Genomic DNA, 13,907 nt, shown 5'->3' on the forward strand with positions numbered 1-13,907 from the left:
TCTTCAACGCGATGGTCGGATTCGGTCTGATCTTTCTGGGGCTGGAGGGGATGAAGGAGAGCTTCGCGGTCTTCGCCCGGGATTTCGACATCTCGGCCTACCGCTTTCCCCATATCTGGTGGTACGCTCTGACGGGGCTCGGTATCACGGCCCTGATCCAGTCGAGCTCGGCATCCGTCGCCATCGTCCAGAGCGCACTCTTCGCCCATCTGATCGGTTTCGAGGCGGCTGCCGCCTTCGTCGTCGGCTCCAACGTCGGTACGACGGTCACGGCGATGCTCGGAGCCATCGGCGGCTCTTCCGACAAGAAACGGACGGCTCTGGCCCATCTGCTCTTCAACCTCTCCACGGGTCTCGTGGCGCTGATCGCGATCCATCCGCTGATCACGGCCACCGACGCCATTCTTCCCTGGGCCGACGAGGTCATCCGTATCGCCCTCTTTCACACCCTTTTCAATCTGCTGGGGGTGGCGATATGGTACCCCTTCATTCCACCTTTGGCCGGATGGCTGAAGCGCTTTTTCAAAAAAGAGAAGGCCCATGTCACCCACTATATCCACAACGTATCGGTCGAAATGCCCGAGGTGGCGGTGGACGCTTTGAAAAGGGAGATCGCCCATCTGGCCGAAGAGGTGGAGAATTTCGCACTGCTCGCGGTCAATACGCCTCCCCAGAAGGTGCTGAAGGAGGGGGTGCCGATCGACAAGATTCTGGATGAATACGACGAAAACATGGAGCTCTCCTACCATCGCCTCTACGCACATATTCGAAGACTGGAGGGAGAGATCCTGCGTTTCATCACGGAACTGACCGGTCAAAAGGGTGTGGAGCCTCTGGCGGCCGATCTGGAGCATGCCGCGAGAATCACCACCTATCTCGCCACCGCGGCCAAATCGATCAAGGATATGCTCCACGATATCGAGCGGTGGTACGACGAGGAGCATATGGAGGGCAGGGTCTTTCTACGCAACCTCCGATACCAGATCATCAAGAGTGTGCAGGCGTTTCACAACGCCTTTCTCGATCGTGACGAGAAGAGGATCGAAGAGATGGAACGTTTCTACAAACGGATTGCCGCATCCTACCGCAACAGTATGGAGATCATCGGGGATATCGCCAAAAACCGCTCCATCGCGTCGGAGATGACGACGATCGCCATCAACGATCTCCATCTGAGCAAAAGTTTTTCGAAGTCGCTGAGAAACGCGCTGACGGAGCTTCGCCAGATTATAGAAGAATCATCGTCGCCAGGCCGAGAAAACTGAAAAATCCCACGACATCGGTGACGGTGGTGAGCAGAACGGTCGAGCCGACGGCGGGGTCGATGCCGAGTCCCTTGAGGACCAGCGGTATCGTCGCCCCGAAGAAACCGGCGGCGAGCAGGTTGATGATCATCGAAAGACCTATGACGACCCCCAGCATCGGCATATCGAACCAGATCCAGGCGATGGTCCCCATGACGACGGCGTAGATGAGGCCGTTGCCCAGAGAGAGAAGCACCTCCTTGGTGATGACCTTTCTGGCCTCCGTCGGATCGATGTCTCCCAGGGCGAGCTGGCGCACCGTGACGGTCAGAGACTGGGTGCCCGCGTTGCCCCCCATCGAAGCGACGATCGGCATCAGTACGGCCAGGGCCACGATCGACTGGATCGTCGAGTCGAAAAAGCCGATGACGATGGAGGCGGCGATGGCGGTGAGGAGGTTGATTCCCAGCCAGATGGCGCGGGTCTTTCCCGCTTCGATGATGTTTTCGCTCTCTTCCGACTCCTCCTGGACACCGGCCATGCCGTAGATCTGATCGGTCGCCTGTTTCTCCATCAGGTCGTAGATGTCGTCGGCCGTGATACGTCCCAGCAGTATCCCGAACTCGTCGGTGACGGGGATGACGTTCATGTTGTAGTTACCGGCCAGCTCGATCACTTTGTCGATCTCGTCCTGGGGATGGACCGAAACGGTCAGGACACCCTCTTTGTCGATGATGTTGCGATAGACTTCTCCCGGTCCGTGGAGGACCAGATCCTCCATCGGCATCATACCGAGGAAACGCTCTTTCGCATCGACGATGAAGACATGGTAGGCGTTGTCGATCTCTCCGCGGCTCTTCATCTCTTTGAGGCGTTTGATCGATTCGGCGATCGTCTCGTCGACATAGGCTTTGAAGAGTTCGGTCTGCATGTAGGCACCCGCTTCGTTCTCTTCGTAGCTGATCAGCTCGCGAATGACCTTGCTGTCCTCTTCGGCGATCTCGTCGAGAACCTCTTCGGCCTTCTCTTCGTCCATCTCCTCGATGTGCTGGACGATGTCGGCGGCGTCGTCTGTATCCATCTCTTCGATAATCTCCGCCAGCTCCTTGGCGTCGATCGCTTCGAGGGCGTCTTCCTGGGCGTTTTTCGAGAGTTCGGAGAGGACTTCGGCTTTCAGATCTTCGGGGAGAGATTTGAGAAGTTCCAGAAAGCGGGATTTGCTCAGATCGCGACACTCTTCAAGCAGTTCGGCGATTTCATAGGCCTGGGCACTCTCGTCCATGCCTTCCTGGAAGAGTCTGATACGTCGTTCTATCTCGATGGTCAGATCATCGATGTTGCGATCCATCTACCACCTCCTGAAGATTTAAATGACCGAATTGTACATGAGAATACCTCTCGATACCTTGAAACGAAAAATGTTGAAAAAAGAAACTGCGGAAACAGTGGAAGTAGATAGTGGACCTCCGCCGGGAGGCGGAGGAGAAAAAGAGTTACTGGCCTTTGCCGGGAACCAGTACAACTTCGACGCGGCGGTTTTTCGCGCGTCCCTCTTCCGTATCGTTCGGAGCGATCGGCTTGGTTTCACCGTAGGCTTCGACTTTCAGACGGGAAGCGTCGATACCGCGCTCGACGAGGGCTTTTTTGACCGCTTCGGCACGGCGCTTGGAGAGTTCCATATTGTAGGCAGCCGGACCTGTACTGTCGGTATGGCCTTCGAGAATGGCGGTGACTTCGGGATGTTTCTTCAGGAATTCCGCGACACGGTCGACATCCATGACTTCGTTGGCCGGAATCTTGGCAGAGTTGAACGGGAAGTGCAGATAGAGCGTGACGCCGATCGTACACCCTTTCGAGTCGACTTTGAATTTGGCCGGCGTGTTCGGGCACTGGTCGATATAATCGGGTACACCGTCTTTGTCCGTATCGAGAGGACATCCGTTTTCGTCGACCTGATTGGTCTTGCTGTTGGGGCAGTTGTCGAGAGCGTCGATAACACCGTCACCGTCGCTGTCCGTCATATCGGGACAACCGTTTTTGTCGACGATCGTACCTGCCGGTGTGTTGGGGCATTTGTCTTTGCTGTCGATGATACCGTCGCCATCGCTGTCCAGAGAGGTCAGAGGAGCCGCCGCTGCCACAGGAGCCGCCGCTGCAGGTGTTCCGAAAGGAATCATGAAACCTGCCATATAGGCGAGTGTGTTTCCGCCGTCGTCGAAGCGGATGACATCTTTGACTTCCGCACGGAGGTTCAGCCACTCGTTGACGGCATATTTGATACCGGCACCGACCGCACCGACACCGCCGTCGTCGAGGTCACTGTTGGTCCAGTTTTCGTAACCGACACCCGCGAGAAGGTAGGGGCGGAGGCTTTCGCTCTGGTCTTTGAAGTGGTAGAGGTAGTTGGCGAATAGCTGATTGCCATAGGTGTCGCCGTCTCCCTGGCTTCTGTCGAGGTCGACGTTGTTGATGAAGTCGTACTCCAGTTCGAGGCCGTGCGTGTCGCCTTCGATCAGTCCGAGGCGAGCGCCGAGTGTCCAGGCGTCGTCGATCCACTCTTCGTCGAGGGGACTGTATCCGCCGCCGGTCACGGTGACGGAGTTCGTGTAGTCCTGCGCCATCATCGTGGATGCCGCAGCGATGCTCAGAAGCACCATTCCCAATCTCTTAGTCATTCTTACTCTCCTTGTAATATAGTAGGTGAGGCGATTATACATAAAAAGCCATTAAATATGACTAAATGCTGTTGTTTTGTTGAAAATTATTGGATTATGATTTTCGATTGGTAATTTTAGATCCAGCGCTTTTTTTTGAGCCATTTGAAAATCAGATAGGCGATACCCAGATTGAGGGCCCAGACGAGAAGGTAGCCGTATTTCCAGTCGAGTTCGGGCATGTGTTTGAAATTCATACCGTAGTTGCCGACGATGAAGGTCAAGGGCAGGAAGATGAGGGAAATGGCGGCGAGCCGCTGCATCGCCTGATTCATGCGGTTGCTCAGAAATCCCATCAGAAGCGTCTGCAGGTATCCGGTCCGGTCGAGATATGTTTTCGACTCGTTGATCAGAAACGACAGATGCTCCTTGAGGTCGATGAATTCGTAGCGCAGTCTCTTTCTGACGTTGATCGGAAAGTGGTTGATGATCTTGTTGACGATGTCGTTGTGCTGGACGGAGAGTTTGCCGATGCGGTTGAGTGTCCTTCGTGCGAAGTAGAGCTGCTTTTGTACCTCCTGTTCGTCCAGTGACTCGTCGAAGATCCTGTCTTCGATCTCTTCGAGCCTGTCGTCGATCATGTCGATGATGCCCATCGTGTGGTCGACCATGATGTCGATGACGGAGTACATGATGTATTCCAGGGAGTCGGTGGTTTTGTAACGGCGGTAGAGTCTGTTGGTGATCGTTTTGATCAGTTTCTTCTCTTTGGCAAGGAAGATGAACTTTTTTTCGGTCAGTATGATGACCACATTTTCGGAATGGAAAAGCAGTTCGTCTTCGGGATCCTGCTGGAAATATTTGAGAATGGCCAGTTTGAACTGTTCGTTCTCCTCGAAAGTGACACTCTGGTCCTCGTTGGTGATGTCTTCGATGAAGCTTTCGGGAAAACGGTGTTTACAGAGCCATTCAAGGATCTCTTCGTTGTCGAGTGTCGTGAAGATGATCTGCTTTTTGTTGTCGTCGAGATGGATTTCATCTTTTTTGTAGAGCCGGTCCGAAAAGATGTACATGGTGATGACTCCCGCGATGGTTTTGGATAATTCGATATTTTATCGCAAATGGCGCCGAATGGAGGTTTTTCAAAAATAAAACTTTATGCTTTTATTTGTTAGACTTTAGAACCCATCTCAAAAATTCCCATAGGCGGTAACGGAAGCGATTTTGCTCCCTGTCGCGACGGTTCGACACAGGTGTGGCCAAAGCCACATCAAGGAGAACCAACAAAGAGAGGGGGCAAAAGCGCTCCGCCCGTAGGGTGACACGGAAAAGATACGCTGATTTCGTTGAAAATGCCGGGTGTTGTCTTGGGCTACACCTTGCGCTTTTCGCCTCGTCATCGCAACTTTTGCGTGTCATTCCCGCCTATGGGAATTTTTGAGATGGGTTCTATCCAAAACAAGGACAAAAGGAGCGGGAATGAGGCAGGTCAACAGTTATCTCATACGCAGTGTCAACGATATTCTGAGATGGAACGTTCTGCGTTTCGCACTGCTTATCGGACTTCCGTTGATGGGGATTTGGGTCTGGATCAGTATGGGGGTATGGGATTACGCCATCACCTTCGCCTCCATCATCATCGGCTGGATACCCTTTTCGATCGTCAAAGCCAACGGTGCGCTTTTCATCATTTTCTTTCTCTGGTTCGTAGCCGTACTGGTTTCTTTCGCCGCCATGACGGCACTGATCGGGCCGCCCATTTTAAGAAAGTTTAGAGAAAGAACCCAGTATATCTACACCTTTACGGTACTGCTGGTCTTATCGGCGCTATGGGCAGTGGTCATCATGGCAAAATGGGAGTATATCTTCAGCGAGATCCAGCGTCTGCTGACGGAGTTGCCTTTCCAGACCGTCACCGACGCCTACGCATGGCTGCTGGCTTTCTACTTCTTCTACAACGCATATATCCTGACGCTCTTTCTTGTCGTCTCCTTTTTCAGAAAGCCCTTTCTCGAAAACATCCGTCTCAGCGACTATCCCCATATCCGGATCGAAGAGGGCGGTATCAGCCGCAAACACCACGGCCGCGTTCTGGTCGACACGATACTCTTCGTTATCTTTTCGATCATCGCCTTTCCCGTTCTTTTCATTCCCATCGCCAATGTCTTCATGCAGCTCTTTCTCTGGTCGTGGCTCTACCGGGAATCCTATTTTCTCAGTACCTGCAACCTCTACTGCACGGAGGAGGACTATCAGCATCTGAGACACCATCGCTATATGATCTGGAGCATCGCGATCCTGACGTCGCTGTTCAACTTTCTGCCCGTGATAAATCTCTTCGCTCCTTTCTTCGCCCAGATCATGTTTTTCCACTGGATCATGGCACATAAAGCCAGAAACGGAGCGATCCATCATGGTATGCAGGACAATACATCCAAGGAGGAAACCACCCATGGCTGACAAACTCGCCGGACAACCCGTACCCAAAGATAGAATCATCAACCTTCCCCTGCTGATCAGCGACTATTTCTCGCTGCAGCCGGATCCTGCCGTTTCCACGGAGCGTGTCGCCTTCGGAACGTCGGGGCACAGAGGAAGCGCTTTCAAAAAGAGTTTCAACGAAGCGCACGTACTGGCCGTGACCCAGGCCGTTTGCGAGTACAGAAAAGAGAAGGGGTACGACGGACCTCTCTTTATGGGTATGGACAGTCACGCCCTCTCGACCCCGGCACAGATGACAGCGGTCAGGGTCTGCGCCGCCAACGGTGTCAAGGTGCGGATAGCGGAAAAGAACGAATACACGCCGACCCCCCTGGTCTCCTTCGCGATCCTCGGTCACAACCGAACCTCCTCGGACAAGGCCGACGGCATCGTCATCACTCCCTCCCACAATCCGCCGGAAGACGGAGGTTTCAAATACAATCCTCCCAACGGCGGACCGGCGGATACCGATGTCACGGCCGTCGTGGAGAAGAGGGCCAACGAAATTCTCGAAAACGGCCTGAAGGATGTCAGGGCACTCTCCTACGAAGAGGCGCTGGCTTCGCCGTATGTCGAAATGTACGACTTCATCACCCCCTACGTCGAATCTCTCCGGGAAATCGTCGACATGGACGCCATCGCCAGGTCGGGGCTCAAAATCGCCGCCGATCCCCTGGGAGGCTCCGCTCTGGGTGTCTACAAAAAGATCAAAGAGATGTACGATCTGAATATGGAGATCGTCAACCCCTGGATCGATCCGACATTCTCCTTCATGACCCTCGACCATGACGGGAAGATTCGTATGGACTGCTCTTCGCCCTGGGCGATGGCTTCGCTCGTGCGTCTCAAAGAGGATTACGACCTGGCTTTCGGAAACGATACCGACGCCGACCGCCACGGCATCGTCACGCCGGTAGGCGGACTGATGAATCCCAACCACTATCTCAGCGTCGCCATCTGGTATCTCTTCAAACACCGCACCTCGTGGCCCGAAGATCTCAAAATCGGCAAGACGCTGGTCTCCAGTTCCATGATCGATCGGGTCGCTGCCGATATCGGCAAAGAGGTCTACGAAGTGCCTGTGGGGTTCAAATGGTTCGTCGACGGTCTCTACGAAGGATGGCTCGGCTTCGGCGGCGAAGAGAGTGCAGGAGCGTCGTTCCTGCGTTTCGACGGAGGCGTCTGGTCCACCGACAAGGACGGCATCATCCTCAACCTGCTCGCTGCGGAGATCAAGGCGGTTACGGGTCGCGATCCTGCTGAGATCTATGCCGATTTCGAAGAGAAGTTCGGCAAATCCTACTACGCCCGTATCGATGCGCCTGCGACGCCGGAGCAGAAGGCGAAACTGAAGGCACTGAGCCCCGACGACATCGAAGCCGACGAACTGGCCGGAGAGAAGATCGTGGGGATCTACACCAACGCCCCCGGCAACGGAGCACCTATCGGCGGTCTCAAACTGGTGACCGAAAACGGGTGGGTGGCGATGCGACCTTCCGGAACGGAAGATATTTACAAAATCTATGCGGAGAGTTTCCTCTCTCCGGAGCATCTGGCCGAGATCCAGAAATCGGCACAGCGCATCGTGACGGAACTGATCGGTTGAGAAGGAGGTATCGATGATCACCTACAGACTCGATTACGACTGGCATCCGGACGAAGCGGAAGAAAAGCTGATGTTCGAAGCCTTCGGCAAGATCGTGGAAGAGAGGGAAAAAGGTGTCGCGGGCTATTACCATCTGCCCGAAGACTCCAAGCTCCTCGAAGCTGAAACAAGGGCCTATCTCTCTTCCAACGAGACGCTCAGGGAGTGCGAAACGATCGTCGTAGTCGGCATCGGAGGATCGTCGCTCGGTACGAAAGCGGTCGACGCGATGCTGCGACACAAATTTCCCGAAGCCAAAAGGCTCCTTTTTCTCGAAAACCCCGATCCCGTGGATCTGAACGAAAAATTTTCCCGGATCGAAAAGGAAAAGAGTCTCTTCATCGTCGTATCGAAATCGGGAACGACGATCGAAACCATGTCGATCTTCAAGGCGCTCATCGCCCGTTTCGGCCTCGATCTGGCGGGCGGGGACCGATCGCGCGTCATCGTCATCACCGACGAAGGGTCGGCGCTCTGCAGCTATGCCGACCATCACGGTCTGAAAGCCTACACGATACCCGAAAATGTGGGAGGGAGATTTTCGGTGCTCAGTGCGGTGGGCATCGTGCCGTTGACACTGGCCGGATACGACACATGTAGCATACTCGAGGGTGCTTCGGGGATGGTGCGAAGATTTTTCGATGGTCGGGAGAAGCATCTGGAGAAGAAGGCGGCGTTCATTGCCACACATAACGACATCTACCGGATGAACGTGCTCTTCGTCTACGCCTCCTGTCTGGAAGCGTTTACGCGATGGTACGTTCAGCTCTGGGCGGAATCGCTCGGCAAGATCGACGCAAAAGGGCAGCGGATAGGGTTGACACCCATCGGGCAGATCGGCCCGCTCGATCAGCACTCTTTTTTGCAGCTCATCATGGAAGGTGCCCGGGACAAGAGTGTAACTTTCCTGAAAATTGCCGATTTTGAAAATGATTTGAGGATTCCCGACATATCTCTCGAGAACATCGAGAAGACCGATTACATCAACGCCAGAACCTTCAACGAACTGATCAATGCGGAGTGTGACGCCACACTTCAGAGTGTTTCGGAGGAGGGCATTCCGGTCGATCTGATCACTTTCGACAAAGTGTCGCCCGGCAATGTGGGAGAAATCATAGTATACTACGAGCTGTTGACCTCCCTGGTGGGAGCGATGCTCGATATAGATACATACAATCAACCCGGTGTCGAACGGGGTAAAAATATATTGATGAATAAATTTGCAAAGGACAGTTGATATGGAGAAAGATCTTTTTCCCTATGTGATAGACGAACATTTCAAAACGAAGGTCGCCTATTTTTCCATGGAGTTCGCCATCGACCAGGCGCTCAAAACATATTCGGGCGGTCTGGGATTCCTGGCGGGATCGCATATGAGAAGCGCCAACGACAAACGGCAGCATACGATAGGTATAGGAATGCTGTGGAGTTACGGCTATTACGATCAGGGAAGACACGAGGACAATACGCTCAAGATCGATTTCCGTCGCAAATTCTACTATTTCCTGAAAGAGACAGGTATCGTCGTCGAGGTGATGATCAACGGCAAGCCGGTCAAGGTCAAAGCCTATCTGCTTCCGGCGGATACTTTCGTCTCGGCTCCCGTGATTCTTCTGACGACCGACATCTTCGAAAACGACTACCTCTCCCGGACCATCAGCCACAAACTCTACGATCCCAACGAGGAGACGCGGATCGCCCAGGAGATCGTACTGGGTATCGGTGGTGTGAAGGTACTCGACGCGATGGGCATCGACATCGATGTCTACCATATGAACGAGGGTCACGCGCTGCCGATGGTTTTCGAACTGATGAGAAAGTTTCCCGATGTGGAAGTGCTTAAAAAGCATGTGGTTTTCACGACCCATACACCGGAGATGGCGGGCAACGAAGTACACAATGTCCATTTCCTCGGACGCATGGGTTTCTTCAACGGCTTCTCCGTCGAGGAGGTACAGCAGAAACTCGACTATTACGACGAGAACTTTTCACTGACCGTAGGCGCACTGAAGATTTCCAAACGGGCCAATGCCGTATCGAAGATCCATGAAAAAGTGGCCAACGAGATGTGGAAGGACGTACCGGGCAAATGTGAGATCATCAGCATCACCAACGCCCAGAATATGCGCTACTGGGCCGACAAACAGCTTCTTAGCTGGATGCTCGAGCATGAAGACTATCAGCTGGTGGGGCGAAAAAAGCACCTCAAACACATGCTGTTCGAAGAGGTGGCCGACCAGACGGGCAAGCTTTTCGACCCCGAGGTTCTGACACTCGTCTGGGCGCGCCGGTTCGCCGAGTACAAACGCCCGTGGCTGCTCACGTACGACATGGAGCGCTTCAGAGCGCTGGTGATGAATACCGAGCGTCCCATCCAGATCATCTGGGCGGGCAAACCTTTCCCCCTGGACTACCGTGCCGTTTCGATGTTCAACGACCTGATTCTGATGTCCAAAGAGTTCAAGAACGTGGCGGTCCTCACAGGCTACGAGCTGCGTCTTTCGAAGATGCTCAAACAGGGATCGGATGTCTGGCTCAATACCCCCAGATGGGGTCGCGAAGCGAGCGGTACCAGCGGCATGAGCGCCGGTATCAACGGATCTGTCCACTTCTCCATCGCCGATGGCTGGCATGCCGAGTTCCAGAAAGACGGTATCAACTCCTTCACGATTCCCCACGCCGATCCTTCGCTGCCCATCGAGGAGCAGGACAGGCTCGACTACCTGGCGATGATGGACAAACTCGAAAACGTGATTCTTCCGATGTATTACGACAACCAGAAGGAGTGGGTGAATATCGTGAAAAACGGTATGAACGACATCCACGGATATTTTACGTCGTCACGGATGGTCGTGGAGTATTACGAAAAGCTCTACAACTTCAAGCCCTACGAACCGAAGCGTCTCTCGGATCGTCTGATAAAAGACCATCCGCCGCTCACCTGATCTTCTTTTACGGAAGGTGCCGGTACCTGCCGGCACCGAAACTATCTGTTTTTCCGGTCTTCCCGTCTGATATAGCGGATACTTTTCCCCATCGAAACCTTCTCTCCCAGATACCCCGTCACCAGCAAAAACGCATCGGGATCCGCCTCGTGGGTCTCAAGCAGACTCTCCACCATCTGATTTTCAGACGTGAAGTTTTTCTCGTCGATCGACACGGCGCCTTCCAGCCCCCAGACGAGTGCCGTTTTGTTGACGAGTGTGGGATCGGTCGTGATGGCGTAGAGCCTCTCTTTCGGACGGTATTTGCTCAGGTGTAGCATCGTGTAGCCAGAAAGTGTCAGTGCTGCGATGAAGTCACAGGGCATGATTTGTGCCAGCGCCGCAGCAGCGTGGGGAAAGGCTTCACCGGGGTTTGTTTCAAAATTTTTGTAGAAGGGATAGAACTCCTGGGTCTGCAGGATCGTGGAGACCAGGGTGTCGACCGCTTCGTTTGGGTATTTTCCCGCGGCGGTTTCGTCGGAGAGCATGACGGCGTCGGTACCGTCGAAGACGGCGTTGGCGATGTCCGAAACCTCGGCCCGGGTCGGGTAGGGGGAGTTGACCATCGAGGTGAGCATCTGGGTGGCGGTGATGACCGGCTTGCCTTTCATGTTGCATTTTTTGATGATCTTTTTCTGGAGTACGGGTACTTTCGACAGGCCCGCTTCGGCTCCGAGGTCCCCGCGGGCGACCATCACGGCATCGCTTTCGTCGATGATCATGTCGATATTTTCGACGGCGGTGGTGCGTTCGATTTTCGAAACGATCCATGCTTTGCCGCCGGCTTCCCTTTGGATCTTTCTGGCGTCGATGACATCCTTTTCGCTGCTGACGAAGGAGATGGCGACGAAGTCCACCCCCATCTTCGCGCCGAAACGGATGTCGTCACGATCCTTGTCGGTCAGGGCATGAAGGGTGATGTCGGCTTTGGGAAAATTGACCCCTTTGCCCTCCATCAGGCGGCCGGGTGTGAGTACTTCCAGCACGACGCTGGTATCTCTCTTTTCGATGACCCGGGTCTGGACCGTACCGTCGGCGAAAAAGATCTCGTCACCCACTTTGAGGTCTTCGATGATCCCGGGAAAACTGATCGTGAAAGCCTCACCGCTCGCCTCCTGCGCCAGTATCAGCCGATCCTCCTTTTTCACCTCTCTGGGTTCTTCCATGCCCCGGATGCGGATTTTCGGCCCGCAGATATCCTGAAGTATCCCGATGGTTTTTCCCTTCTTTTCTGCAATGGAACGGATCGTGTTTATGGTCTCTTCATGTTCGGAGTATGAGCCGTAGGAGAAGTTGAGTCGGAAGACGTTGACACCGTGATCGATCAGTGAGGCGATAGAGTCGGGATGGTTGGTAGCCGGGCCGATGGTGGCGACGATTTTGACTTTCGGTTTCATGATTTTCCTTGGGAATTGTTGATTTCAGATACAGCATGATACCATAGAGCCCTGAACAGAGGGGATGGAAAAGAGTCTCTTTCACGAAACTTTAACAGTTAAAATGGTATATTGTTTTCAAATTTTTTTACTCAATAAAAACAAGGAGAGTGGATGGCGCTGGCTGTGATGTGTTCCGGCGGAGACGCTCCGGGAATGAATGCGGCGGTCAAAAAGTTCGTCGACTACGCATTCGACAAAGGAGAGGAACCCTATCTGGTCTATGACGGACTGGAGGGTTTGATTGACGGAAAGATAAAACGGGCCGATTATAGAGATGTAGCGGGCATTCTGCACCGCGGCGGGTCGATCATACGATCTTCCCGATCGAAACGATTTTACGAATACGAATATCGCAAACAGGCGTACGAAAACCTGAAAAAGTTCGGTATCGACGGTCTTGTCGTCTTGGGAGGCGATGGATCCTTCAGAGCGATGGACCGTTTCAGTGAGGATTTCCCGATCAACTTCGTGGGCATTCCGACAACGATCGACAACGACATCTACGGGACGGAGTACTGTCTGGGTGTCGATACGGCGCTCAATACGATCAGAGACGCTCTGGACAAGATCTACGATACGGCATCGACCTTCAACAGGGCCTTCGTCGTGGAGGTGATGGGGCGTGACTGCGGCTATCTGGCGGCGATCTCCGCCATCAGTTCGGGGGCGGAGATCTGTATCATCCCGGAAGTCGACTTCGTACTTCCGACGATCGAGGAGAAGCTGGTACGGGAGGTCGCCAACGGTCGCCGCTATGTGCTCGCCATCGTGGCCGAAGGGACGAAGATGACCCAGAAGGTGGCGGAATGGCTCGAAAAAAGGATCGGGTTCGATACCCGCGTCACGATCCTGGGGCATATCCAGCGGGGCGGGGTGCCGACCACCTTCGACCGGATGATGGGTTTCGAATTCGCCGTACACGCCGTCGAACATCTCTGTCGGACCAAAGAATCCAACAAAGTGGTGGTATGGAACAAAGGCCAGTTCGGGCTGATGGATATCGATACCGTCGTCAGCAACAAGAACCAGGTCAATCCGCATCATCTGGCGATGCTCAACGTCCTGGACTGAACCAAATCTAAACAAAGGAGAACATCATGGTAAAGATTACAAAAAAAGGAAAGAAGGCATGGGTCACATTTACGGCACCCGTCAGCGAGTGTGAAACGGTCGCGATCAAAGGAAGCTGGAACGACTGGGAACCCGAAACGATGAAAAAGAAGAAGAGCGGCGAATTCTACATCACCAAAGTTCTGCCTGTAGGAGAATCCTATGAATTCGGATATCTGGTGGACGAGAGCGACTGGATCGCCGATCATGAACTGCCTTTGGCCGAAACCCCCTTCGGAAGCAAAAATTCAGTTTTGGAGTTGTAAAATTTATTTATAAGAACAGATTAATTCATTAATCAAAGGATTTTATGATGTCAAAGAGACTCAAAGCGGTCATGATGGCCGGCG

General features: G+C 53.6%; 11 protein-coding genes. 7 read left to right on the forward strand and 4 right to left on the reverse strand.

The window, feature by feature from the left end; genetic code table 11:
- Positions 1–1,265 (forward strand): Na/Pi symporter (locus Q1K23_RS04245; RefSeq protein WP_300362725.1); only part of this gene is annotated, 1,265 nt, incomplete at its 5' end.
- Here Q1K23_RS04245 and mgtE read toward each other — a convergent pair.
- From mgtE to Q1K23_RS04260, 3 genes are all read right to left on the reverse strand, one after another.
- Complete coding sequence (gene mgtE, locus Q1K23_RS04250) at positions 1,228–2,592, reverse strand: magnesium transporter (RefSeq protein ID WP_300362727.1); 1,365 nt, start codon at positions 2,590–2,592, stop codon at positions 1,228–1,230. The genes Q1K23_RS04245 and mgtE overlap by 38 nt on opposite strands.
- Positions 2,593–2,737: 145 nt before the next feature.
- Positions 2,738–3,919, reverse strand: coding sequence for an OmpA family protein (locus tag Q1K23_RS04255; RefSeq protein WP_300362729.1), 1,182 nt, complete (start codon positions 3,917–3,919; stop codon positions 2,738–2,740).
- A 116-nt stretch (positions 3,920–4,035) separates the two neighbouring features.
- The gene (locus tag Q1K23_RS04260) at positions 4,036–4,971 is read right to left on the reverse strand and encodes a magnesium transporter CorA family protein (RefSeq protein ID WP_300362730.1); all 936 of its coding nucleotides are present in this window, start codon (positions 4,969–4,971) and stop codon (positions 4,036–4,038) included.
- 406 nt (positions 4,972–5,377) lie between these two features.
- Here Q1K23_RS04260 and Q1K23_RS04265 point away from each other — a divergent pair, with 406 nt between their 5' ends.
- From Q1K23_RS04265 to glgP, 4 genes are read left to right on the forward strand one after another with little or no spacing between them, the layout of a single operon-like run.
- Complete coding sequence (locus tag Q1K23_RS04265) at positions 5,378–6,358, forward strand: EI24 domain-containing protein (protein WP_300362732.1); 981 nt, start codon at positions 5,378–5,380, stop codon at positions 6,356–6,358.
- Positions 6,351–7,985: a phosphoglucomutase (alpha-D-glucose-1,6-bisphosphate-dependent) gene (gene pgm, locus Q1K23_RS04270; protein WP_300362733.1), complete on the forward strand. Its 1,635-nt coding sequence runs from the start codon at positions 6,351–6,353 to the stop codon at positions 7,983–7,985. The genes Q1K23_RS04265 and pgm overlap by 8 nt, the downstream gene beginning before the upstream one ends.
- A gap of 13 nt (positions 7,986–7,998) precedes the next feature.
- Complete coding sequence (locus Q1K23_RS04275) at positions 7,999–9,261, forward strand: glucose-6-phosphate isomerase (RefSeq protein WP_300362735.1); 1,263 nt, start codon at positions 7,999–8,001, stop codon at positions 9,259–9,261.
- A gap of 1 nt (position 9,262) precedes the next feature.
- Positions 9,263–10,969 (forward strand): alpha-glucan family phosphorylase, encoded by a 1,707-nt coding sequence (glgP, locus tag Q1K23_RS04280; protein ID WP_300362736.1) that lies wholly within the window; start codon positions 9,263–9,265, stop codon positions 10,967–10,969.
- Between the two features lie 41 nt (positions 10,970–11,010).
- On the opposite strand, the gene pyk is transcribed toward glgP, so the two are convergent.
- Positions 11,011–12,405, reverse strand: a complete 1,395-nt coding sequence (gene pyk / locus Q1K23_RS04285; protein WP_300362737.1) for a pyruvate kinase — start codon at positions 12,403–12,405, stop codon at positions 11,011–11,013.
- A 153-nt stretch (positions 12,406–12,558) separates the two neighbouring features.
- Between pyk and Q1K23_RS04290 the strand changes: the two genes are divergently transcribed.
- Complete coding sequence (locus Q1K23_RS04290; RefSeq protein WP_300362738.1) at positions 12,559–13,518, forward strand: 6-phosphofructokinase; 960 nt, start codon at positions 12,559–12,561, stop codon at positions 13,516–13,518.
- 26 nt (positions 13,519–13,544) lie between these two features.
- Positions 13,545–13,823 (forward strand): isoamylase early set domain-containing protein, encoded by a 279-nt coding sequence (locus Q1K23_RS04295; RefSeq protein ID WP_300362740.1) that lies wholly within the window; start codon positions 13,545–13,547, stop codon positions 13,821–13,823.
- Positions 13,824–13,907: the final 84 nt, after the last annotated feature.

Origin of the sequence: Hydrogenimonas sp., from assembly GCF_029933015.1 — a bacterium.
GTDB lineage: Bacteria > Campylobacterota > Campylobacteria > Campylobacterales > Hydrogenimonadaceae > Hydrogenimonas.